The 24,688-nt window shown below is 29.8% G+C and carries 23 protein-coding genes; 9 read left to right on the plus strand and 14 right to left on the minus strand.

Features of this window, described 5'->3' with window-relative positions; translation table 11 throughout:
• Nucleotides 1-112: 112 nt before the first annotated feature.
• Complete coding sequence (gene nhaA, locus JEY78_RS13165; RefSeq protein ID WP_291852204.1) at nucleotides 113-1,423, plus strand: Na+/H+ antiporter NhaA; 1,311 nt, start codon at nucleotides 113-115, stop codon at nucleotides 1,421-1,423.
• A 71-nt stretch (nucleotides 1,424-1,494) separates the two neighbouring features.
• On the opposite strand, the gene infB is transcribed toward nhaA, so the two are convergent.
• The 3 genes from infB to rimP are packed head-to-tail and all read right to left on the minus strand — an operon-like array spanning nucleotide 1,495 to nucleotide 6,203.
• A complete protein-coding gene (gene infB, locus JEY78_RS13170; RefSeq protein WP_291852207.1) occupies nucleotides 1,495-4,422 on the minus strand; it encodes a translation initiation factor IF-2 in 2,928 nt (975 codons plus the stop codon).
• A gap of 44 nt (nucleotides 4,423-4,466) precedes the next feature.
• The gene (gene nusA, locus JEY78_RS13175) at nucleotides 4,467-5,726 is read right to left on the minus strand and encodes a transcription termination factor NusA (RefSeq protein ID WP_291852210.1); all 1,260 of its coding nucleotides are present in this window, start codon (nucleotides 5,724-5,726) and stop codon (nucleotides 4,467-4,469) included.
• 12 nt (nucleotides 5,727-5,738) lie between these two features.
• A complete protein-coding gene (gene rimP / locus JEY78_RS13180; protein ID WP_291852213.1) occupies nucleotides 5,739-6,203 on the minus strand; it encodes a ribosome assembly cofactor RimP in 465 nt (154 codons plus the stop codon).
• 161 nt (nucleotides 6,204-6,364) lie between these two features.
• On the opposite strand from rimP, the gene JEY78_RS13185 reads away from it, so the two are divergent.
• Entirely contained in the window at nucleotides 6,365-7,195 is an 831-nt protein-coding gene (locus tag JEY78_RS13185) for a universal stress protein (protein WP_291852216.1), read from the plus strand.
• Between the two features lie 66 nt (nucleotides 7,196-7,261).
• On the opposite strand, the gene nadE is transcribed toward JEY78_RS13185, so the two are convergent.
• Entirely contained in the window at nucleotides 7,262-8,053 is a 792-nt protein-coding gene (gene nadE, locus JEY78_RS13190) for an NAD(+) synthase (RefSeq protein ID WP_291852220.1), read from the minus strand.
• A gap of 60 nt (nucleotides 8,054-8,113) precedes the next feature.
• Between nadE and gldB the strand changes: the two genes are divergently transcribed.
• Nucleotides 8,114-9,073 (plus strand): gliding motility lipoprotein GldB, encoded by a 960-nt coding sequence (gldB, locus tag JEY78_RS13195; protein ID WP_291852223.1) that lies wholly within the window; start codon nucleotides 8,114-8,116, stop codon nucleotides 9,071-9,073.
• Nucleotides 9,073-9,414 carry a gliding motility protein GldC gene (gldC, locus tag JEY78_RS13200; protein WP_291852225.1) on the plus strand — a complete coding sequence of 114 codons (342 nt, stop codon included), beginning with the start codon at nucleotides 9,073-9,075 and terminating at the stop codon, nucleotides 9,412-9,414. The genes gldB and gldC overlap by 1 nt, the downstream gene beginning before the upstream one ends.
• Here gldC and folK read toward each other — a convergent pair.
• Nucleotides 9,407-10,534 carry a 2-amino-4-hydroxy-6-hydroxymethyldihydropteridine diphosphokinase gene (gene folK / locus JEY78_RS13205; RefSeq protein ID WP_291852228.1) on the minus strand — a complete coding sequence of 376 codons (1,128 nt, stop codon included), beginning with the start codon at nucleotides 10,532-10,534 and terminating at the stop codon, nucleotides 9,407-9,409. The genes gldC and folK overlap by 8 nt on opposite strands.
• Before the next feature lie 102 nt (nucleotides 10,535-10,636).
• Between folK and sppA the strand changes: the two genes are divergently transcribed.
• Nucleotides 10,637-12,391, plus strand: coding sequence for a signal peptide peptidase SppA (gene sppA, locus JEY78_RS13210; RefSeq protein WP_291852231.1), 1,755 nt, complete (start codon nucleotides 10,637-10,639; stop codon nucleotides 12,389-12,391).
• Between the two features lie 299 nt (nucleotides 12,392-12,690).
• On the opposite strand, the gene JEY78_RS13215 is transcribed toward sppA, so the two are convergent.
• On the minus strand, nucleotides 12,691-13,569 hold the full coding sequence (locus JEY78_RS13215) for an AraC family transcriptional regulator (RefSeq protein WP_291852235.1): 879 nt from the start codon (nucleotides 13,567-13,569) through the stop codon (nucleotides 12,691-12,693).
• 198 nt (nucleotides 13,570-13,767) lie between these two features.
• Here JEY78_RS13215 and JEY78_RS13220 point away from each other — a divergent pair, with 198 nt between their 5' ends.
• The gene (locus tag JEY78_RS13220; protein WP_291852238.1) at nucleotides 13,768-14,361 is read left to right on the plus strand and encodes a hypothetical protein; all 594 of its coding nucleotides are present in this window, start codon (nucleotides 13,768-13,770) and stop codon (nucleotides 14,359-14,361) included.
• A 67-nt stretch (nucleotides 14,362-14,428) separates the two neighbouring features.
• Here the strand turns inward: JEY78_RS13220 and JEY78_RS13225 are convergent, their stop codons facing one another.
• The 8 genes from JEY78_RS13225 to JEY78_RS13260 all read right to left on the minus strand — a co-directional run bounded on the left by JEY78_RS13225 (nucleotide 14,429) and on the right by JEY78_RS13260 (nucleotide 20,305).
• Nucleotides 14,429-14,911 (minus strand): dihydrofolate reductase, encoded by a 483-nt coding sequence (locus tag JEY78_RS13225; protein WP_291852241.1) that lies wholly within the window; start codon nucleotides 14,909-14,911, stop codon nucleotides 14,429-14,431.
• A complete protein-coding gene (locus JEY78_RS13230; RefSeq protein WP_291852244.1) occupies nucleotides 14,908-15,324 on the minus strand; it encodes a 2TM domain-containing protein in 417 nt (138 codons plus the stop codon). Before JEY78_RS13230 ends, JEY78_RS13225 begins: the two co-directional genes overlap by 4 nt.
• 2 nt (nucleotides 15,325-15,326) lie before the next feature.
• Nucleotides 15,327-15,539 (minus strand): hypothetical protein, encoded by a 213-nt coding sequence (locus JEY78_RS13235; RefSeq protein ID WP_291852247.1) that lies wholly within the window; start codon nucleotides 15,537-15,539, stop codon nucleotides 15,327-15,329.
• A gap of 78 nt (nucleotides 15,540-15,617) precedes the next feature.
• Nucleotides 15,618-16,442, minus strand: a complete 825-nt coding sequence (locus tag JEY78_RS13240) for a thymidylate synthase (protein ID WP_291852249.1) — start codon at nucleotides 16,440-16,442, stop codon at nucleotides 15,618-15,620.
• Nucleotides 16,443-16,469: 27 nt separating this feature from the next.
• Entirely contained in the window at nucleotides 16,470-17,864 is a 1,395-nt protein-coding gene (locus JEY78_RS13245; protein WP_291852252.1) for a nucleoside transporter C-terminal domain-containing protein, read from the minus strand.
• A gap of 15 nt (nucleotides 17,865-17,879) precedes the next feature.
• Nucleotides 17,880-18,482, minus strand: a complete 603-nt coding sequence (locus JEY78_RS13250; protein WP_291852255.1) for a bifunctional nuclease family protein — start codon at nucleotides 18,480-18,482, stop codon at nucleotides 17,880-17,882.
• 91 nt (nucleotides 18,483-18,573) lie between these two features.
• Nucleotides 18,574-19,533 carry an electron transfer flavoprotein subunit alpha/FixB family protein gene (locus JEY78_RS13255; protein WP_291852257.1) on the minus strand — a complete coding sequence of 320 codons (960 nt, stop codon included), beginning with the start codon at nucleotides 19,531-19,533 and terminating at the stop codon, nucleotides 18,574-18,576.
• Between the two features lie 31 nt (nucleotides 19,534-19,564).
• Complete coding sequence (locus JEY78_RS13260) at nucleotides 19,565-20,305, minus strand: electron transfer flavoprotein subunit beta/FixA family protein (protein ID WP_291852259.1); 741 nt, start codon at nucleotides 20,303-20,305, stop codon at nucleotides 19,565-19,567.
• A 177-nt stretch (nucleotides 20,306-20,482) separates the two neighbouring features.
• On the opposite strand from JEY78_RS13260, the gene JEY78_RS13265 reads away from it, so the two are divergent.
• The 3 genes from JEY78_RS13265 to JEY78_RS13275 all read left to right on the plus strand — a co-directional run bounded on the left by JEY78_RS13265 (nucleotide 20,483) and on the right by JEY78_RS13275 (nucleotide 24,622).
• Complete coding sequence (locus JEY78_RS13265) at nucleotides 20,483-21,463, plus strand: pyruvate dehydrogenase complex E1 component subunit beta (RefSeq protein WP_291852262.1); 981 nt, start codon at nucleotides 20,483-20,485, stop codon at nucleotides 21,461-21,463.
• A gap of 60 nt (nucleotides 21,464-21,523) precedes the next feature.
• Nucleotides 21,524-24,019: a DUF5686 and carboxypeptidase-like regulatory domain-containing protein gene (locus tag JEY78_RS13270; RefSeq protein ID WP_291852267.1), complete on the plus strand. Its 2,496-nt coding sequence runs from the start codon at nucleotides 21,524-21,526 to the stop codon at nucleotides 24,017-24,019.
• Nucleotides 24,020-24,085: 66 nt separating this feature from the next.
• Complete coding sequence (locus JEY78_RS13275) at nucleotides 24,086-24,622, plus strand: inorganic diphosphatase (RefSeq protein ID WP_291852271.1); 537 nt, start codon at nucleotides 24,086-24,088, stop codon at nucleotides 24,620-24,622.
• Nucleotides 24,623-24,688 lie beyond the last annotated feature (66 nt).

Below are 24,688 nucleotides of genomic sequence, written 5' to 3' on the forward strand. Positions count from 1 at the left end.
AAACCTGTGAAGATATCTTCACAGGTTTTCATTAATTTTTTTAATAATCGTCAACCTATTTTAGGACGACTCAAAAGAATAAAAATGTATCTTTCGAAAAAAATTACACAACATGAAAATTATTAGTAATTCAATAAATAGATTTATTAATTTAGAAACATCTTCAAGTATACTATTATTTATAGTATCTATAATTGCCGTGCTTTGGGCAAATTCTTCTTTTGGGAACTTTTATGAAGATTTTTGGAACCATCAATTTACAATTGGATTTGCAAATTCAGATTTTCATTTAGCCAAACCATTAATTTTATGGATTAATGATGGTTTAATGGCTATTTTCTTTTTTGTAATTGGTTTAGAAGTTAAACGAGAAATATTGGAAGGAGAGCTTACTACTTTAAGAAAAGCTTCACTACCAATTTTTGCTGCAATTGGAGGAATGTTATTTCCTGTATTAATATTTTCTGGTTTAAATTATGGTAAAATTGGTGCTGAAGGTTGGGGAATACCTATGGCAACGGACATTGCTTTTACATTGGGAATTTTGAAATTGTTAGGTAATAGAGTGCCGTTAGGGTTAAAAATATTTTTAACTGCATTTGCAATTGTTGATGATATTGGTGCAGTATTAGTAATCGCTATTTTTTATAGCGCAAATATTCAATGGGATTTAATTATGTACGCATTGTTATTGGTGGGAGTTGTTGGATTTTTGAGTTATAAACAAGTATATTCTAAGTATTTTTATTTTGTTATTGGTTTTATAGTTTGGCTCTTATTTTTAAAGTCAGGAATACATCCAACTATTGCAGGTATTTTAATGGCTTTTACTATTCCAATTCAAAGAAAAGTAGATTGTATGTCTTATTTTAAATCTGTTTCAAGTGAACTTAATATTTTTAAAGAAAATAGTTCATCCTCCAATACATTAATGAGTAAAAAACAAATAGAGGCGGTTGGTAATATTGAAACTTTAACAGAAGAAGCTTATTCGCCATTACAACAATTGGAACATAATTTACATGGTTGGGTTTCATATATAATAATGCCCATTTTTGCGTTAGCAAATGCGGGTGTTGTTTTAAGTTTTGATGGTTTAGGAGATGCAAGTCATATAACATTAAATATTGCTTTAGCATTGGTTTTAGGTAATACTATAGGAATTGTATTAATGTCTTTAATTGGTATTAAATTAAAACTTGCAGACTTGCCAGAGGGTGTAAATTACAAACAATTATTGGGTGTTAGTTTATTAGGTGGATTAGGATTTACAATGTCTTTATTTATAGCGAATTTAGCCTTTAATGACTTAACATTAATAGCCGCTGCAAAAATGGGTATTATTATTGGCTCTTTAATAGCAGGTGTTTTAGGATATTTAATATTAAGATTTAGCTTAAAAATAAGTGTAAAAAAAGCATAAATAATTTATCGTAAATTTAAAAAGGTTGCATAATTTAATTATGCAACCTTTTTTTTTGAATATTTATTTTATTATCTCTTCAATTTCTTTTTAACTTCTACTTCTTGGTATGCTTCTATTACATCTCCAACTTCAATATCATTATAGTTTTTAATTTGAAGTCCACAGTCATAACCTTTTGCAACCTCTTTTGCGTCATCTTTAAATCTTTTTAATGATGAAAGATCTCCAGAATGAATTACTACACTGTCTCTAATAATTCTAATTTTAGAATTTCTATAAATTTTTCCACTTACAACCATACAACCTGCAATGTTTCCAACTTTAGAAATTTTATAAACCTCTCGTATTTCAACATTTCCAGTTACTTCTTCTTTTAATTCAGGAGATAACATTCCTTCCATTGCATCACGTAAATCATTAATTGCATCATAAATAATTGAGTATGTTCTTACATCAATTTCTTCATTATCAGCTAATATTCTAGCATTTCCAGAAGGTCTCACATTAAATCCAACAATAATAGCATCAGAAGCGGAAGCTAATAACACGTCAGATTCAGTAATTGCACCAACTCCTTTATGAATAATATTAACTTGAATTTCAGCAGTTGAAAGTTTTTGGAACGAATCAGTTAATGCTTCTACAGAACCATCTACATCACCTTTTAAGATAATATTTAATTCTTTAAAGTCACCTAAGGCAATACGTCTTCCAATTTCATCTAACGTAATATGACGCTGTGTTCTAACAGATTGCTCACGTTGTAATTGAGATCTTTTTGAGGCAATTTGTTTTGCTTCTTTTTCATCATCAAAAATGTGAAATTTATCACCAGCTTGAGGTGCTCCATCTAAACCTAATATTGAAACCGGTGTTGATGGTCCAGCTTCTTTCATGCTTTTTCCTCTTTCGTCAAACATAGCCTTTACTTTACCGCTATGTTTACCAGCTAACATATAATCACCAATTTTAAGTGTTCCTTCTTGTACTAAAATAGTTGATACATATCCTCTTCCTTTATCTAATAAGGCTTCTACAACCGTACCAACTGCATGTTTATTAGGATTCGCTTTTAAATCTAACATTTCAGCTTCTAATAAAACTTTTTCAAGTAATTCTTCAACACCTTGCCCGGTTTTAGCTGAAATTTCATGAGATTGTATTTTTCCACCCCAATCTTCAACTAATAAATTCATTTGAGAAAGTTGTTCTTTAATTTTCTCTGGATTTGCAGCAGGCTTATCTACCTTATTTATGGCAAATACAATTGGAACATTTGCGGCTTGTGCATGGCTAATAGCTTCTTTTGTTTGAGGCATTACATCATCATCCGCAGCAATAACAATAATTACTAAATCTGTAACTTGAGCACCACGTGCACGCATTGCTGTAAATGCTTCGTGACCAGGTGTATCTAAAAATGCTATTTTTTGACCACCTTTTAATTGCACACCATATGCGCCAATATGCTGTGTAATTCCACCAGATTCACCGGCAATTACATTTTCTTCTCTAATATAATCTAATAATGAAGTTTTACCGTGATCAACGTGCCCCATTACCGTAATAATTGGAGCTCTAGTTTCTAATTCTGCTTCAGTATCAATATGTTCTTCAATAGATTCTTCAACTTCTGCACCCACAAAATCAACAGTATAATCAAATTCTTCGGCAACAATTGTTAATGTTTCAGCGTCTAAACGTTGATTCATAGTAACCATCATCCCTAAAGACATACAAGTGGAAATAATTTTGGTTACAGGAATATCCATCATTGTAGCAATTTCACTTACAGTGACAAATTCAGTAACTTTTAAAATTTTACTTTCAGCAGCTTGTAACTCTTGGTCTATTTCAGTCTGTTGACGATGTAAATCTCTTTTATCTCTTCTGTATTTTGCCCCTTTACCTTTTTTAGATTTCCCTTGAAGTTTTTCTAAAGTTTCACGTACTTGTTTTTGTACATCTGCTTCTGATGGTTCTTCTTTAATTATAGGTTTTCTAACTCCACGTTGTGCATTTCCACCTCTTGCTCCAGCACTTCTATTTTGAGCAACTCCTGGAGTTCCAGGTTTTTTATCATTTGAAAAAGGTGTTTTTTTAATTCTTCTTCGTTTCTTTTTATTAGCGTCTGAAGCAGCATCTCCTTCTTTTTTGGTTGTAGCAGCTGGTTCAGGTTTTTTCTTTTTAGGTCGTTCAAACTGTTTTAAATCAATAGTTTTTCCAGTAATTCTTACCCCTTCTAATTTTTTGTATTTTGTTTCAATAGATTGAGGCTCGTTAGACTCTACTATTTCTTCCGTTTTTTTAGTTTCTTCAACTTTAGGAGCAGCAGATTGTTGCTTTTCTGGTTTTACAAACTCTTTTTTAGGAGCAGAAACTGTTGGAGTTTTAGGTTTTTCGGTTTCAATAACTTTACTAACTTTAATTGGATCAGCTACTTTTGGTTTTTCCTCAATTATAGGAGTTTTTTCTTCAACTTTTTCGGGCTGAATTTTTACTTCCTCAATTTCTTTTGGTTTTGTTTCAGTAATTGGCTTTTCTTCAGAAATCAATTTATTTTCAGAAATCGGTTTTTCTTCAACTTTTTCTTGAATTTTTTCTTGAACTGGAGGAGGCGTAGGAACAGTTTCTTTTTTAGGTTCAATATTAATTTTACCAACTGTTTTTACCTCAAGTTTATCAGCTTTGGCTTTAACTACAACTTTTTTAGCTTCTTCCTCAATGCGATGTTTCTCTTGCTTCTCTTCTAAAGCAATACGCAATGCTTCTTTTTCTTTTCGTTTTTCTTCACCTACCTCTTTTGAAGCTGCCTTTTTAGTTCTGTCAGTTTGAAAACCATCCAATAATATTTCGTATTCATCATTAGAAATTTTGGTTGTTGGTCTAGCTTCAATATCAAAGCCGTGACTTGTTAAATGCTCAACAGCCCTGTCTAATGAGATATTTAATTCTCGTAATACTTTGTTTAGTCTCAATGTTTTGTTGTCAGCCATATAGTTATTTTTTAGCCAATTATTTTGTGAAGTTTTAAAGGGAATTAGTCTTCAAATTCTTCTCTTAATATTTTTTGAACCTCAATAATAGTTTCTTCTTCTAAATCGGTTCTACTTAAAAGTTCAGCTACATCTTTTTCAAGTACGCTACGCGCAGTATCTAAACCTATCTTTTTAAATTCTTGAATTACCCAAGCTTCTATTTCATCAGAGAATTCTGTTAATTCAACATCATCTTCAGCTTCAACACCTTCTCTTTGAACATCTAGTTCATAGCCAGTTAATTGAGAAGCCAAACGTATATTTACACCATTTTTTCCAATTGCTTTAGAAACTTCTTCTGGTTGTAAAAATACATCAACTCTTCCTTTTTTTCCGTCTTCTCGTCCTTCTTCTTCATGAATTTTCATTGAAGCAACTTTAGCAGGGCTTAAGGCACGAGCAATATACAATTGTGTATTTTTTGTAAAATTAATTACATCAATATTTTCATTTCCTAATTCACGAACAATTCCGTGAATACGAGAACCTTTCATACCAACACAAGCTCCAACAGGATCAATTCTATCATCATAAGAATCAACAGCTACTTTTGCTTTTTCGCCAGGTATTCTGGCAACCCCTTCAATAGTAATTAAACCATCAAATACTTCTGGAATTTCTTGTTCAAATAATTTCACTAAAAATTGAGGTGAAGTTCTAGAAAGAATGATAACAGGTTTGTTACCTCTTAATTCAACAGTTTTTACAATTCCTCTAACTGAATCACCTTTTCTAAAATAATCTGAACGAATTTGTTCGCTTTTTGGTAATACTATTTCATTTCCATCATCATCTAACAAAATTACAGCATTATGACGAATATGATGAACTTCTGCACTATAAATATCGCCTTCTAACTCTTTAAAGTGTTTAAAAGTATTTGTGCTATCGTGTTCATGAATTTTTGAAATTAAATTTTGGCGTAAAGCTAAAATAGCTCTTCTTCCAAGGTCAATTAACTTAACTTCTTCAGAAACATCTTCCCCAATTTCAAAATCTGGTTCAATTTTTCTAGCTTCAGCAAGTTCAATTTCCTCATTATCATCTTCAGACATTCCATCAGCAACAACAATTCTGTTTCGCCAAATTTCTAAATCTCCTTTATCTGGATTTATAATAATATCAAAGTTATCATCTGACCCAAATTTTCGTTTTAAAGCTGCTCTAAAAACTTCTTCTAAAATTGCCATTAGGGTAACTCTATCAATATTTTTATCACCTTTAAATTCTGAAAATGATTCAATTAATGCTAAATTTTCCATTCACTCTCTTTATTAAAATATTATTTTCACTTTTGCCTCTGCAATATCTTTAAATGATACTGTTGTTGTTTTTACTACCGTAATTTTGCCTTTTCCAACTGGTTTTGGTTCACGGGATGTCCATTCTAAATCTATACTTTCTGAAGCTACTTTTTTAAGTATTCCTTCAATTTTTGTGTTATCCTTTAATCTAACAGTTAAAGTTCTGTCAATATTTTTAATATACTGTCTGTTAACTTTAATAGGTTGTGCAACATCTGGTGTAGTTACTTCTAAAGAAAAATCTTCTTCTTCACGGTCTAAATTATTCTCAACACCTCTGCTAACTCTTATACACTCATTTAATGACACACCATTATCCCCATCAATTTCAACATAAATTTTGTTATCTGGTAAAAATTGAAGGTCTATTAAAAAGAGTTCGCTATTTTCTTGAATAGCTTGGTCAACTAAATTTGTTATTTTTATTTTATCCATTTTTTATAAAAAGAGGGGACTTATCGTCCCCTCCTTAGCTTCTAAATCCTAATAATTCTGTGCAAATATACTAAGATTTTTTTAATTGATAAAAAATCATCCTTATTATTAATATAAAATTATTAACTTTACATTAAACGGAATAATATTAAACAGATAATATGAAGAGTATTTTAGTCCCTGTAGATTTTTCAAAGCAAGCAGAGTATGCTGCTAAAGTGGCATCAGTAATTGCAAAACAAACAAATGCCAAAATATTTTTATTGCATATGTTGGAACTGCCTACAGGTATAATTGACCCAGCCAGTTTTGGTTCAGCAAATAATTCACCTACGGCGTTGTTGTTTTTGCAAAGAGCTCACGAAAATTTTGAAGATTTTAAAAAACTTCCTTTCTTGAAAGGTGTTGAAGTGGAGGATTCAGTGCAATTTCACAAGGCTTATGATGGTATTATTGATGAAAGTAAAAAACAAGAAGCAAGTCTTATTGTAATGGGATCTAAAGGAGCTTCAGGTATTGAGGAGATGTTAGTAGGTTCAAATACAGAAAAGGTTGTTAGAAATTCGGAAATTCCTGTACTTGTTGTAAAAGAGGATATTGATGATTTTAAAATTGAAAACATTGTTTTTGCTTCAAACTTTAAATTTGAAAACAGATCAGCATTTCAAAAAATATTGAATTTTGCATTGCTATTTAATGCTAAATTGCATTTATTGAAAATTAATACTATTCATAATTTTGAAACTACAAAAGATTCAAGTGATGCTATTAGAAATTTTATAAATGATTTTGATTTAGGAGATTTTTCACTAAATATTTATAATGATGTTTCTATTGAATTAGGAATCCTAAATTTTTCAAAAGTTATTGATGCAGACATAATTTTACTGAATACCCACGGAAGAAGAGGATTGGCCCATTTGTTTAATGGAAGTATTGGCGAAGATTTAACAAATCATGCTAAATTACCTGTATTAACCTTTAAACTTTAAAATAAATACTATATTAATGTATAAAAAAAGCGAATAATTTTTTATTCGCTTTTTTTTATGATTTTTTTAATTGTTATATTCTTTTGGAATTAAACATACTGGAATTGGATCCATTTTATGTTTGTTAGCGTTATTTCGATGTTTGTAAATTTTAAAAACTATTTTTTCGCGGTCGTTAAAATCCGATTCCGTTTTTCCTAATTCATCTTGTTTCATAGCCCATTCAAGTTCATCATAACTTGCGCCAATTTGGTCTTCATCTGTTCTGCTATCACCAAATAATCCATCTGTAGGTTGCGCAATTTGGATGGAATTTACAACATTTAAATATTCGGAAATTTTGTACACTTCCGATTTCATTAAATCTGCAATTGGGCTTAAATCAACGCCGCCATCGCCATATTTTGTATAAAACCCAACGCCAAAATCTTCTACTTTATTTCCAGTTCCTGCAACTAAATATCCGTGTAAACCTGCTAAATAATATAATGTTGTCATTCGTAAACGTGCGCGTGTGTTGGCTAAACTCATTGCAACAGTAGCTTCGTTTTCAATTGTAGGAACTGCATTTTTAAAATTATCAAAAGTTGAAGTTAAATCTACTTCTGTAGCAATAACTTTTTCAAAATTAGTTTTTAAATACGTTATATGTTCTCTACCTCTTGAAACCTGATTTGGTGCTTGATGAATTGGCATTTCAACACATAACACTGGGAATCCTGTTTTTGCACAAAGTGTTGAGGTTACTGCAGAATCTATGCCGCCGGAAATTCCAATAATAAATCCGTTTACTTTTGCATTGGTTGCATAATCTTTTAACCAGTTAACAATATGTTCAACAACTTTTTCTGTATTCATAATTAAACTTTTTTAGTAATTTTAGCGTTTTAAAAAATAAAAGTGTAAATATAAAAATTAATGAATAAAATTTTTGGTATTGCAGTTATTATATTCACAATTGTTTCTTGTAAAGAAGAAGCTAAAACCTTTGTAGATATATCTAATATTAGCGTTAATGTGAAAATTGACAGATTTGAACAGCAATTTTACACTGCAAATGAAAGCAATTTAGAAAAGCTAAAAAGTGAATATCCGTATTTATTTCCAACTCAAAATCCGGATAGTATTTGGCTTCAAAAAATAAATAATAGAGAAGAGCAATTATTATTTAAAAAATCTCAGGAAGTTTTTAAAAATTTTGATGATGAAAAACTACAAATAGAAGAACTGTTTCAACATATCTCTTACTATCATCCAACATTTAAATCGCCAAAAATAATTACGTTAATTACCAATTTAGATTATGAAAATAAAATAATGTATGCAGATAGTTTACTATTTGTTTCGTTAGATATGTATTTAGGTAAAAATGATGAAGTTTATAAAGATTTTCCAGAATATTTATCTAAAAATTACGACAAATCTCAATTAACAGTTGATATTGCCAATGCTATTAGTGAAAAGTTTTTAGTTAAAAGTAGAAATCGTCAATTTATAGATGATTTAATTAATGAAGGTAAAAAATTATATTTATTAGATAGTTATTTGCCATCGGCTACTGATGCTCAAAAAATTGGATATTCAAATGATGAAATTGAATGGATTTCTTTAAATGAAACTCAAATTTGGACTTATTTCATTGAAAATAATTTATTATATAGTACAGATGCTCAGCTGAATAAGCGCTTTATTGAAAATGCGCCATTCTCTAAGTTTTATATAAATATTGATAAAGAGTCGCCAGGAAGAGTGGGCGTTTGGTTGGGTTGGCAAATTGTGCGTTCTTATATGAAAAATAATAATGTAACTTTGCAACAACTTTTGCTAACAAATGCAGATGAAATTTTTAAAAAATCTAAATACAAACCAAAAAAATAATGGCTGTAAAAAATACTTCTAAAATTGAATTTATTGTAGGATTGGACGAAAATAAAGTTCCTGAAAAATTACATTGGACAGCTAATGATGGCGCAATTAATAATGAAGAAGCAAAAGCATTATTAATATCGGTTTGGGATCATAAAGCCAAAGAAACATTACGTATGGATTTATGGACAAAAGATATGCCTGTTGATGAAATGAAACAGTTTTTTCACCAAACTTTAGTTACAATGGCCGATACTTTTGAAACAGCAACAAATGATGTTAAAATGAGTGCAACTATGCGCGATTTTTGTGATTATTTTGCAGAAAAATTAGAGCTTAAAAAAACTAACTAGCCGTTTTAATTAATTCGATAATTTCTTTGTAATCGTATGGGTTGGAAAGAAAGTCTTTATCAGAAACATCAATTATTAAAGTATTTAAATTTTCTTCCGTATTTATAAAAGTGGAATAACCTTTATGAATTTTATCTAAATATGCTGGCGCAATATTTTGTTCATAATCACGTCCTCTTTTTTTAATGTTTTCAATTAAGCGAGGTGTGTTTTGGTATAAATAAATGTATAAATCGGGTTTAGAAATTTCTTTATACATAATATCAAACATTTTACGGTATAAAAAATATTCTTCTTTTTGAAGTGTTACCTGCGCAAAAATTAATGATTTAAATATATAATAGTCTGATACAATAAAGTTTTTAAATAAATCAAATTGCGCCAAATCATCTGATAATTGTTGATATCTATCCGCTAAAAAACTCATTTCTAACGGAAAAGCATAACGTTCATTATCTTCGTAAAACTTTGGTAAAAAAGGATTGTCAGCAAAACGTTCCAATACAATTTTCGCATTAAAATCTTCTGCTATTTTAGTAGCTAAGGTTGTTTTTCCAGCACCAATATTCCCTTCAATAGCTATATAATTATACTTTTCTGATAAACAAATTGGGCGTATTAGTTTTAAATCAACTTTTTCAATAGCACTGGAATCATTACAATTAGATAAACAAACCTGAATTTGTTGTTTTTCAATGGGATGCATAAAATTTGGAGCAATTTCAGCTAAAGGAACCATTACAAATTTTCTTTTCAGCATTTCTTTATGAGGAACCATTAATTCTTTGGAGATAATTATTTCAGTATCAAAAAGTAATACATCAATATCAATAGTTCTAGCTTGGTAACCCGCTTCCGTTTTTCTATTTCTACCTAATTGTAACTCAATTTTTTGAATTTCAATTAATAAATTTTCAGGATTTAAACTTGTAGCAACTTGTAAACAAATATTAAAAAATTCATCACTTTCAAAACCCCAGGCTGCTGTTTTGTAAACCGAGGAAATTTTGGAAACCTTCCCAATTTTTTCTGCTATTAAATTTACAGCTTGCTGTAAATTTTCTGCCTTATTACCAAGGTTGCTTCCAAGAGATAAATATGTTGTTCTAACTATTTGCATAAACTGACTGCAAAGAAAAGAAAAGTATTATTTAAAAATATATCTTTGTGCCTCAACTTATAAACATTTGTGTATTTTTTGACACAACAAAATTAATTTACTATGAATTTTTTAAGAAATTTAATTGCATCAATATTTGGAACCCTAATTGCATTAGGAATTATCCTTGTTTTAATTGTTTTAATTGCTTCGGCAGTAGGCGAAACTGAAAAAATAAGTGTGAAGGAAAATTCGGTTTTAGAAATTAGATTAGAAAAAACCGTAAAAGACTTTGCGCCTAAAAGCGATAATCCGATAGATGAAATATTTGGGTTTAATGATGATAAAATTGCATTAAACGATATTATTAACGCTATTGAAAACGCTAAAGATGATGCAAATATAAAAGGAATAAGCATTAGCACAATGGGCGTTGGTGCTGGAGTTTCTCAAACTCAAGCCATTAGAAATAAACTAGAAGAATTTAAAGCATCTGGCAAGTTTATAAATGCGTATGCGGATGTTTATGACCAAAAATCATATTATTTAAGTTCAATTGCAGATTCTATTTTTTTAAATCCGCAAGGTTCAGTAGATTTTAAAGGACTTTCTTCAGAAATACTTTTTTATAAAGATTTAGAAGATAAATCTGGTGTTACCATGGAAGTTATTCGCCATGGAAAATATAAAAGTGCTGTGGAACCCTATTTATATAATGAAATGAGTGAAGCCAACAGAGAGCAAATTTCTTCTTTTTTAAATGCTATTTGGATCGAAATTTTAGAAGATGTATCAAAAAGTAGAAATATAATAGTAGAAGAGTTAAACAACATTGCAGATAATCTATTAGGAAGAAATGCCGATTTAGCCTTAAGAAATAATTTAATTGATGGTGCAATTTATAGCGATGAATATGAAAATAAATTAAAATTAGCAGCAGGAATTGCTATTGATTCAGATTTAAATAAAATTACTATTGAAGATTATATTTCAACAGGAAAAGGAAGAATTTCTTCTTCAGCCTCAAATAAAATAGCCGTTATTTATGCGCAGGGAGAAATTATGTATGGAAAAGGTGATGAAAACTATATAGGTCAAGATTTAATTATTAAAGCGTTAAAAACCGCACGAGAATCAAAAGAGGTAAAAGCAATTGTTTTGCGTATCAATTCTCCAGGTGGTAGTGCTTTGGCTTCAGAATTAATTTGGAGAGAAATAGAACTTACTAAGAAAACATTACCAATTGTTGTGTCTATGGGAGATGTTGCAGCATCTGGAGGTTATTATATAGCTTGTAACGCAACTAAAATTATTGCGGAACCAACTACTATTACAGGTTCTATAGGCGTTTTTGGGGTAATACCTAATATAAGTAAACTGGCTAATAAAATAGGAATAAATGCCGAGCAAGTTAGTACTAACAAAGGAGCTAGTTATAGTGCTTTTGAACCAATGAGTGATAGTTTTAGAGCGGTTACAACTGAAGGTGTAGAACAAGTGTATAATACATTTTTAGATAGGGTTTCTGCTGGTAGAAACATAAGTTTTGCAGCTGTTGATAGTATTGCACAAGGTAGAGTTTGGAGTGGAGTAGAAGCTAAAAAAATAGGTTTAATTGATGAACTTGGTAATTTAGATGATGCCATTGCTGCTGCTGCTGAATTAGCTGAAATTACAGATTATAAAGTTAGAAACTATCCAGATTATAAAATTGAATTGGAAGACAGATTTGGTGGTTTTCCTTTTATGAAAACAAAAGAAAAATTGTTAATTGAAGAGTTTGGTGAAGAAAATTATAAAATTTATAAGACCGTTAAAAGTTTTTCAAATTTAAAAGGAATTCAGGCACGAATGCCTTATATAATTGAAATTCATTAATTAAAAAATATGAACTTTAGTTTAATAGGGTTTAATGTTATAATAACACTATTTATATATTAAATTAACCTAAAACGTTTTCGTAAAATAGTTATATGTCAAAATAGCATATAAACATGAAAAATTTGATGTATTTTAAACGCTACTACTGCAGTATATTTGTAGTATAATAATTAAGGTTTAGAAAACGTATACATAATTATTACTATTATATATTTGGTTAACGTTAAAATGGGGCTATTCATAAGGCCCCATTTTTATTTTTCTATGGTTTTCAAAAAAATAGAAGTTTTTAACTATTATTTTTGAACTACCAATTGTTTCATTTCATTTCTATATTTTAACGGACTTTTTCCTGTAAACTTTTTAAATAGTTTATTAAAATGGGAGAAGTTATTAAAACCACTTTCAAAACAAATATCAGTAATACTTGTTGGATTTTCGGCTAATAGCTTTGTGGCGTGTACAATTCTAAACTCATTTACAAATTGCGTAAATGTTTTACCAGTAACTTTTTTAAAATATCTACAAAATGCGGGAACTGTCATACTTACTTTTTCAGCAATCTCATCTAGTGGAATAGATTGTTTAAAGTTTTTACTTACATGTCCAAAAACAATATCTATCTTTTTGTTGTCTTGAGGTTCAACTTCAAAAGCAAAACCATCAACATTTAATAATGAATAATTATTAGTTGTGGCTAAATCTTTTAAAACATCTAAAAATTTTATAATTCTGTCAAAACCATCATAATGCAATAAAGCTTCAATTTTTGGTCCAATTACCTTTTTAGCTTCTACATTATATATAATACCTTTTTTTGCTCTAGCAAATAGGGCTTTTACTTGTTGCATTTCTGGTATTTCTAAAAAGCTTTCTCCTAAAAAGTCTTCTTTAAATTGTACAATAACTTCGGTTCCATTTGTTGAAAAACGATCCGTAAAGCCACTATGAGGTAAATTTGCCCCAATTAATATAAGCTGACTATTATTAAAGTAGGATAGATGACTTCCAATATGTCTTTTTCCTTTTCCTTTATTTACATAAACTAATTCTAACTCAGGATGGAAATGCCAAAAAGGTAAATTTATTTCAATTTTCTCATTATGCTCTCTAACATTTAAAGAACTTCCAAAGGAAGGGTTTATTTTTCTAAATGCGGGTTTAGTAGTTATCATATTTTTTTTGGTAAAAATAATAAATTGGTTTGAATGGATATATATAAAATTCACTTAAAAGTATTTTAAATTAACCTAAAACGTTTTCGTAATAGTTTTTAATGTTAAAAAAGAACATAAAGATGAAAAAATTGAAGAGTAAAGTTTTCGTTTTTCGATTTAAATTTGCAGTATACTAATTAATAAAAATCAAAAATTATGAAAAATCTATTTAAAAAAAGTGCTATAGTTCTATTGATGTTAACAGCAAACTTGGCAAGTGCAAATGTTAATTTTGAAAATATTAAAATTTTTTCAGAAAACACAAAATCGTTAAACCTTGAACTTATTAACAATGATGGTGGTTTAGATGTATATATTAAAGATATATATGGTGTTGAGCTTTACAAACAGCAATTTAATGGTAAGCAATTTTCAAAAAAGTTTGACTTAACATTATTGCCTGATGGAAATTATTTTTTTGAAATTGAGGGACAAACCAAAATTAGTTTGCTACCATTTAAAGTTTCAGGGTTAAAAGTTGAAGTTTTAGAAATGAAAAAAGAATTAATTCATAAGCCAATTGTTAGAATTCAAAATGATTTAATTTTCATTTCAAAATTTTCACCGGGGAAAGAGTTATTAAAAATTGCATTTTATGATGCGGATGATAATTTATTACTAGAAGAAAAATTAAGTAATAATATTATGGCTGGGAAAGTATTTAATATATCAAAACTTACTTCAGGTGAGTATAGATTAATAGCAAAAGATAGTGATAATAGAACGTATGTTCATAAAATTGTAAAGTAAAATAATTTATATTAATTCAATTAATTTTAGTTTAGTTTAAAAAAGGCACTATAAATAGTGCCTTTTTTTATGCTTTTAAATAAGTAACAAAGCTATAATTGTAGTTGTTTTGTTCATCTGCATTAAAATTTTCACGTGATACTTCCTTCCAAATTTTGGTATCAATTTTCGGAAAAAATACATCAGCTTCAAAATTATGATGGACAAATGTTAAATCTAATTTGTCCGCAACATCAAGTGCTTGATTGTAGATTTCTGCTCCACCTAAAATATAAGGGTTTTCATCACTTTTAGCAGCGTTAAGAGCTTCTTTTAGAGAGTTAACTACAATGCAACCTTCAACCTTGTAATTTGTATTACGTGTAATTATTATAGTTGTTCTGTTGGGTAAAGGTTTCCCTAACGATTCAAAAGTTTTACGTCCCATAATGATATGATGATTTAACGTAACTTTTTTAAAGCGTTTTAAATCGGCAGGTAAGTGCCAAATTAGTTTATTGTTTTTTCCTAATGCATTGTTTTCGGCAATTGCAGCAATAATTGTAATCATTCTTGGTTTAAATTGTTTTGTTTGTTCTCCTTTTTTTTTAATTCTAGCGCTGTTTTTAAACTATCAATTTTAATTTGACTTTCCTTGGTAATTTCTTTTTCCAATTCAGCTATTTTTAATTCTTGTTTTATGGTTAATTTCTCAATTTGTGCGCGTTCCCAATTTCTGTCCATAAATTTTTTAGTTACAAAAACATTTATAACATGTAATACAAATAAGAAAAACCATAGAAGGATTGCCCACACAAACCAGTCTTCAACAATATTTTCGCCAACTTTAAATATTTTATTTAAGATAATTAAAAAAACGGATCCTACTAAAAATAGAATAAAATGAAAATATAACCATTTTTTTTGCTTTACTCTGTAGCGAGCGTTTTCGTATAATTCTTGTTGTTCAGTATTTTGGCTCATAGTTACATGTTTTTAACCCATTCTTTAATATATTCTGTAAAGTCTTCAGTTTCTTTTAACTTGTCATCCTGTGTTTTGTCAAACACAAAATTTAATAACTTAGCAATATTTTTATCGGAAGTATTAAAAAGAATTTCAATCGATTGTAGCATTTTTAAATCATCAATTTCAATAATTCTTTCAATTATTTTGTTTTTTAGTTCAAGTGAATTCATAATTCTTTTTCTTTATAAACCTTAAAGTTATTAAATGTTTGTGACAAGGCTTATTAAAGAATTATTAATTTTTTAAAATTAAACTGAAACAATTCCTCTGATGTGTGGGTGTGGATTGTAGTTTTTTAAAGTGAAATCTTCAAAAGTAAAATCAAAAATGCTTTTTATTATTGGGTTGATTTCCATTTGTGGCAAAGTACGAGGTTCTCTTGAGAGTTGCAACTTTATTTGTTCGCTGTGATTGCTATAAATATGTGCGTCGCCAAAAGTGTGTATAAAATCTCCTGGTTTTAAATCGCATACCTGTGCCATCATCATTGTAAGTAACGCATAAGAAGCTATATTAAAAGGAACTCCTAAAAATATATCGGCACTTCTTTGGTATAATTGACAAGATAGTTTTCCTTCTGTAACATAAAACTGAAAAAAAGCATGACAAGGAGGTAAGGCAGCTTTTCCATTTGCAACATTTTCTGAAAATGAAACAGAAGTATCTGGTAGAACACTTGGATTCCATGCACTAACCAACATTCTTCTACTATCTGGATTTGTTTTTATGGTGTTAATTACTTCTGAAATTTGGTCAATTCCTTCACTATTCCAATTTCTCCATTGATGTCCATAAACTGGACCTAAATCTCCATTTTCATTTGCCCAAGCATCCCAAATTTTAACACCATTTTCTTTTAAATATTCAATATTTGTATCGCCTTTTAAGAACCACAATAGTTCGTGAATAATAGACTTTAAATGGAGTTTTTTTGTTGTAAGCATGGGAAAACCTTCACTTAAATCAAAACGCATTTGATACCCAAAAACACTTTTTGTACCAGTTCCAGTTCTGTCTTCTTTCAGAATTCCTTTTTCTTGTACGTGTTTAATTAAGTCTAAATATTGTTTCATAATAAATAAAAAGTTTTGTTTAGGTTATTATCCTATAATCATTCCTGCAATGGTTGCGGATAAAAGCGATGCAATTGAACCACCAATAAGCGCTTTCATACCAAATTCCGACAATGTTTTTCTTTGTGATGGAGCTAAAGATCCAATTCCTCCAATTTGAATTCCAATAGATGCGAAGTTTGCAAAACCACACAACATATAAGTAGCCATTATCACCGATTTATTATACGTAAAATGAGTTGCGCTTGCTACATTTTTTAATTCTGCTAACTGAATATATCCAACAAATTCACTAGCTGCTAATTTCACACCTAGTAATTGGCCCATAAGCATAATATCTTCAGTTGCTACACCTATTAACCACATTAAAGGTGCGAAAATTGTTCCTAAAATAGATTCCAACGTAAATTTTTGATACGGTGTATTTGCCGCCATCCAATCGTTTAAATTAGTAACATCTCCAAACCAACCTAAAATACCATTTAGCATGGCAATTAAGGCTACAAAAACCAATAACATTGCGGCTACGTTTGCAGCTAATTTTAATCCTTCAGTTGTTCCGTTAGCAATGGCATCTAAAATATTAGAACCAATTTTATCTTGTGAAACATTCACATCTGTATTAATAGATTCTGTTTGAGGATATAGAATTTTTGAAATTACAATTGCTCCAGGCGCAGCCATAACAGAAGCAGCTAATAAATGTTTAGCAAATTGTAAACGCAAAACAGGATCGTTTCCACCTAAAAAGCCAATATATGCAGCTAAAACTCCACCAGCAACAGTTGCCATTCCCCCAATCATTACCAACAATATTTCGGAACGATTCATGCGCTCTAAATAAGCTTTAATCATTAAAGGAGCTTCAGTTTGTCCTAAAAATATATTTCCAGCCACTGATAAACTTTCAGCCCCAGATATATGTAGTAATTTTGTAAGTACTAACGCCAAACCTTTTACAATAATTTGAATTATACCTAAATAAAATAATAAAGATGTTAATGCAGAGAAGAAAATAATGGTTGGTAGAATTTGAAAAACAAATATGAAACCAAATGAATCTCCGTTCATTAAATCGCCAAATAAAAAGATACTTCCAGCGGCAGTATAATCTAATATATTTGTAAAAATACCTCCAATAAATTCAAAAATAGCTTGTATAAAAGGGACTTTTAAAACCCCAATTCCAATTATTAGTTGTGCAGATAAACCAGCACCAACTGTTTTCCAATTAATTGCTTTTCTATTACTGCTAAATAAATAGGCTATAAGTAATAATGAAACCATTCCTAAAGCCCCACGTAACAAAGAATTTATAGAAAAACCTTGGTTGTCTATAATTGTTGAATTAATAGTGTCTTGTGCGTTAACTGTAATTATGCTAAATAGGAAAAGGGCAGATAAAGAAATCTTTTTTATCATATGTGAAACTTGTTATTAAGAAGTACGTTTGTTTATTTCGTCTCTAAGTTTTGCAGCTAATTCGTAATCTTCATTTAAAACAGCTTGGTCTAATTTTTCATTTAACTGTTTTAGTGAGTCTTTTGAGTAGGAAGCTTCTTTTTTAGGTTTTTTAATTAAATTTTCAATGGTTTTGTCTTCTTTTTCAGGCGATAATTCATCTTTAATTTTCAAATAAATTCCGGCCTTATCAAGAATGTTTTCATACGTAAAAATAGGCGCATTAAACCGTGTAGCTAATGCAATAGCATCTGAAGTTCTGGTATCAATTATTTCTTCAATATTATCGCGTTCACAAATTAAGCTTGAGTAAAAAACACCGTCAACTAATTTATGTATAATAACTTGTTTAATAATGATATGAAATCTATCAGCAAAACTTTTAAAAAGGTCGTGAGTAAGCGGTCTTGGAGGTTTAATCTCTTTTTCTAAAGCAATGGCAATTGATTGCGCTTCAAAAGCACCAATAACAATTGGCAAGGTTCTACTTCCTTCCACTTCACTTAAAACTAGTGCATACGCACCACTTTGCGTTTGACTATATGATATGCCTTTTATGTTTAAACGAACTAAACTCATAAGTTAAATTTAACAAAAAAGGCTGTCTAATCAAAGGACTTGATGTCCAATAATTAGACAGCCTTATTTAAGAGGCACAATTTAGTAAAATTTATGCGTTATTTGCTTTAAATTCTTTTAACTTTTCAACTAATTTAGGAACAACTTCAAAAGCATCCCCTACAATTCCGTAGTCTGCTGCTTTAAAAAATGGAGCTTCAGCATCGGTATTTATAACAACTTTTACTTTTGAAGAGTTAATACCTGCTAAATGTTGAATTGCTCCTGAAATTCCAATAGCAATATACAAATTAGAAGCTACTGGTTTTCCAGTTTGCCCAACGTGCTCACTATGAGGCCTCCATCCTAAATCTGAAACTGGTTTAGAACAAGCAGTTGCAGCTCCTAAAACGCTTGCTAACTCTTCAACCATTCCCCAATTTTCAGGACCTTTTAAACCTCTTCCGCCTGAAACAACAATATCTGCATCGGCAATAGTTACTTTTCCTGAAGTTTGTTCAATAGAAACGGATGTTAAATTACTCTCTACAATAGCTGGAGAAAATTCTTCAACAACACCAGAAACTTCATTTTCAACCAATCCAAATGAATTTTTGGACAATGATAGTACTTTTATAGCCGTGTTTATTTGTGTGAAATTAGATGCCTTGCTTGAGAAAGCTTTTCTTTTTAAAGTAAATGGTGATGTAGAACTAGGTAATCCTAAAACGTTACTTGCATAACCTGCATTTAAATTTACAGCAGCTATAGGTGCAACATATAAACCGTTTGCATTAGAATCTACCACAATTACTGTTGAACTTTCTTTTTCAGCAGCTTGTTTAATAATGTCTGCAACAACTTTAGCGTTAAATTTTAAACTTGGGTTGTTTACAATTAGCACTTTTTCAGCACCATATTTATGTAATAACTTAGCATCATTAGCATTTATAGCTAATACAACTACATTTGTTCCTAATTGTTCTGCAACTTTTTTTCCGTAAGATGTTACTTCAAAAGCAGATTTCTTAAATTTTCCTTCCGATGTTTCGGCAAAAACTAAAACTGACATATATTTTTGATGTTTTTGTATTAGACTTAAATTAAATTACTTTGGCTTCGTTGTGTAATAAACTAATAAGTTCATCAACGTTATCAACAATTTTACAAGCAGATTTTGCTGCAGGTTTTTCAAAAGAAACTGATGAAGTGGCATTTTCATTTACTGAAGGCTCTACAACAGTTAATTTTTTTTGACGCGCCATCATAATTCCGCGCATATTTGGAATTCTTAAATCTTTTTCTTCAACTAAGCCTTTTTGACCAGCAATAATTAAAGGTAAGTTAGCTGATAAAATTTCTTTACCACCATCAATCTCTCTTTGAATTGAAGCTTTATCACCTTCAATTTCAAGCCCTACGCAAGCATTTACAAAATTATAATCTAATAGGGTAGCCAACATTCCTGGTACCATTCCACCGTTATAATCTATAGATTCTTTACCAGCTAAAACTAAATCAAAACCACCGTTTTTTAAAACTTCAGCTAATTCTTTAGCTACTGTAAATCCGTCTATAGCTTCAGCATTTACTCTTATTGCTTCATCGGCTCCAATGGCCAATGCTTTTCTTAATGTTGGTTCTGTAGTAGCATTTCCAACTGTTACCACAGTAATTGTTGCTCCTTGTTTTTCCTTAAACCACATGGCTCTTGTTAAAGCAAACTCATCATAAGGATTTATGACAAATTGCACGCCATTACTATCAAATTTTGAATCATTTTCTGTAAAATTAATTTTTGAAGTAGTGTCTGGAACGTGACTAATACAAACTAATATTTTCATTTTATTATATTTTTGAGTATTTAATTTAAAATTAGTAGTTATTTAATGATATTTTTACGAATGTACTACTTTTTTTTAAAAATACTATGCACGCATAGTAAAATTTTATAAAACGTAATTTTTTTGATAGTAAAATAAGAATTGTTTACTTTTGCAAACTGTAAATATTTATATATAATGAAGACTATACAATTTAGAGAAGCCATTTGCGAAGCAATGAGCGAAGAAATGAGAAGAGATGAATCTATCTTTTTAATTGGTGAAGAAGTTGCTGAATATAATGGTGCATACAAAGCATCAAAAGGAATGCTTGATGAATTTGGAGCAAAACGTGTTATTGACTCTCCAATTGCTGAATTAGGTTTTGCAGGAATTTCTGTAGGAGCTGCAATGAATGGGAATAGACCAATTGTTGAATTTATGACGTTTAACTTTGCATTGGTAGGTATTGATCAAATTATAAATAATGCAGCTAAAATCAGACAAATGTCTGGAGGTCAATTAAATTGTCCTATTGTTTTTAGAGGTCCAACGGGTTCTGCAGGTCAATTAGGAGCAACACACTCACAAGCTTTTGAAAACTGGTTTGCAAACACTCCTGGTTTAAAAGTTATTGTTCCATCTAATCCTTATGATGCAAAAGGTTTATTAAAATCTGCAATTAGAGATAATGACCCAGTAATTTTTATGGAGTCAGAACAAATGTATGGTGACAAAATGGAGGTGCCAGAAGGTGAATATTTGATACCTATTGGTGTTGCTGACATTAAAAGAGTTGGTACGGACGTAACAATTGTTTCTTTTGGTAAAATTATTAAAGAAGCCTATAAGGCAGCTGAAATTTTAGAAAAAGAAGGAATTTCTTGCGAAATTTTAGATATGAGAACTATTAGACCAATGGATTTTGAAGCCATTTTTACTTCAGTTAAAAAAACAAACCGATTGGTTGTTTTAGAAGAAGCTTGGCCATTTGCTAGTATTTCTTCTGAAATTACATTCCAAGTTCAAGAAAATGTTTTTGATTATTTAGATGCTCCAATAAGAAGAATTACTACAGCAGATACTCCAGCAGCTTATTCTCCAGTTTTAATGGAAGAATGGCTACCAAACTTTAACGATGTTGTTAAAGCGGTAAAAGATGTGATGTACAGAAAATAATTGGTATAAAATTTGCGTTATAAATTCCTTTCAGGGTTTTCCTGAAAGGAATTTTTTATTATGAGAAATAAGTTAAAAAGTATATTTATTCTGGTAATACTGTTTTATGTGAACAGTTATGCTCAGGTAAAAATTAGTGGTCTTGTTGTTGACGAACAAAATCAATCAATTCCATTTGCAAACATTGTATTTGTTGGTTCAACTATTGGAACTGTATCTGATGAAAATGGAAAGTTTTATTTAGAATCAGATAATACATATACACAAATTGAAGTGTCTTTTTTAGGATATGAAACCAAAAAACTTTCTGTAAAAAGTAGAGATTACAATTTAAGAATTGTGTTAACAGAAGAAGCAGCACAACTTGGAGAAGTATTTATTTATGCAGGAAAGGTAAAGAAAAAGGGAAACCCAGCTATTGCTATTTTAGAAAAGGTTTGGGCAAGAAAACGCCAAAATGGCATCTATTTGTTTGATCAATATCAATATGAAAAGTACGAAAAACTTGAATTTGATATGAACAATGTGGATAGCACCTTTATGAAGAAAAAGCTCTTTAAAGGAATGGAATTCATTTTTGAAGAAATTGATACATCTCATATTACAGGAAAATCATTTTTACCAATATTTATTAATGAATCGGTTTATAATTCATATGGTAGAAATAAAGGGGTAAAAAAACTTCGGGAAGATTTAGTTGCTAATAAAAACTCTGGATTTAATTCTAATCAAAATGTAATTGCATTTATTAAAGATTTGTACGTAGACTATAATGTATACGACAGTTATATTAAAATTTTTGACAAAAGTTTTGTAAGTCCAATTTCAAAAGCTGCTGGGGTTTCAACCTATAATTATGTACTGTCAGATAGTGCTTATATAGACAATAAATGGTGTTATAACATTATTTATTATCCAAGAAGGAAAGGTGAATTAACTTTTAAAGGTGATTTTTGGGTAAATGATTCCACTTTTGCTATTAAAGAGATTAATATGCAGGTTAATAAAAGCGCAAATATTAACTGGGTAAAAGACATTTATATTGAGCAAGAATTTGATGTTTTAAACGATTCTATCTTTTTATTGAAACGAGATTATATGATGTCCGATTTCAGTATTAGTAAAAAAGATAAATCGAAAGGATTGTATGGAAAACGTACAACCATGTATAAAGATTATCAATTCAATCAATTGAAAGATGAGAAGTTTTATGCCAAAGAAAGTAATATTTACGAAGAAAAAATTTATAATAAAAATGAAGATTATTGGAGCGTAAATAGGCAAGAAAAATTAAATGAAAATGAGTTAGGCATCTATAAAATGCTTGATACACTTACAACAGTTCCAAAATTTAAACGATTGTATAATTTAGTGTCCATTTTAGGCTCTGGGTATGTTGAATTTAATAATTTTGATTACGGTCCAATTTTTTCAACTTTTGGTAAAAATGATGTTGAAGGTTGGCGAATAAGAGTTGGAGGAAGAACCTTTTTAGGCGGAAATGAACCTTGGCGACTTCAAGCGTATACAGCATATGGTTTAAAAGATAACCAATTTAAATACGGTGTTTCTGGTAAATGGATGTTGGAACCAAAAAGCAGATTTACTATTGGCGCCGGAAATAGAAGAGATATTGAACAAATAGGCGTTAGCTTAACCACAACAAATGACGTGTTAGGTAGAAGTTTTGCATCATCATCATTGTTTTCTTCGGGTGATAATAGCAAATTAACATCTATAAGTTTATCTAACGTATTTATGTCTTTTGAGCCTAAGCAAAATTTAGAATTTAGATTAGGAGCATCATACAGAACCTTAAAATCTGCATCGCCAGATACTTTTAATTTAGATTATTGGGTTGATAAAGAAAACAATATAAAAAAATCGGACGTAGTTCAAAGTGAATTAGATTTTTCAATTAAATATACACCAAACAGAAAAACAATTGGTTATGGTGTTGAAAGAAATGAAGTTTCAAGCACCTATTCAACGTTGTTTTTAAATTATTCGCGTGGAATTAAAGGCGCTATTAATAGTGATTTTGATTATGAAAAAGTACAGTTTTACTACAAACAACCAATTTTAATTGGTGGATTAGGTAGAATGTTTACAACTTTTGAAGTAGGTAAAACTTTTGGAGAAGCTCCTTTAGGATTATTAAATGTTGTACCAGGAAATCAATCGTATTTCACTATAGAAAACACGTATTCATTATTAGATTATTATGAATTCGTTACAGATACCTACGCATCGTTGCACGTAGAACATAGTTTTAATGGTCGATTTTTATCCAGAATTCCATTGTTACGAAAATTGAATTTAAGAGAAATAGTTGGGGTAAAAGGTGTTTGGGGAGAAATTTCTGATAAAAATAAAGCGTTAAATGCTTCAAATATTAACTATTTAGCTCCAGATAAACCATACATAGAGTATAATGTGGGTATTGGCAATATATTTAAAGTTTTTAGGTTAGATTTTAGCTGGAGAGGGAATTATAGAGATGTGCCTAATGCAAATAATTTTGCAATTAAAGGCGCTTTTGGGTTCCATTTTTAAAAATCAAAAGAAATCTTAATAAATACATTTTGAAATTTGTATTTTTGTATAATTAAATAAAAGAAAATGAGTACTGAAACTAAAAAAAGCAAAGTAACTTTTGACGTATTAATTGAAATACCAAAAGGAAGTAGAAATAAATATGAGTACGATTTTGTATTGCATAAAATTCGTTTCGATAGAATGTTATTTTCCTCAATGATGTATCCTGGAGATTATGGATTTATTCCAGAAACACTGGCTTTAGATAAAGATCCATTAGATGTTTTGGTATTAGGTAGTGAACCAACATTCCCAATGTGTGTTATGGAAGTAAAGCCAATTGGAGTTTTCCATATGACAGATGAAAAAGGACCTGATGAAAAAATTATTTGTGTTCCTGTATCCGATCCTATTTGGAATGAGTTAAATGATATTTCTGATATGAACCCTCATCAAGTAAAAGAAATTGAACATTTTTTCCAAGTATATAAGGATTTGGAAGAAAAGAAAGTAGACGTTGGTGGCTGGGGAGATGTTGCTGAAGCTATTGAATTGGTGAAAACAGCGGTAGAACGTTACGATTTAAGTGAACATAAAAAGAAAAGAACTTTTACCATATAAAAAAGTAATTGTTAATTTATTTACGAAAAGCTATTCTTAGAAAAAAAGAGTGGCTTTTTTTTTATT

Origin of the sequence: Lutibacter sp., from assembly GCF_016342705.1 — a bacterium.
Classification (GTDB): Bacteria; Bacteroidota; Bacteroidia; order Flavobacteriales; family Flavobacteriaceae; genus Lutibacter.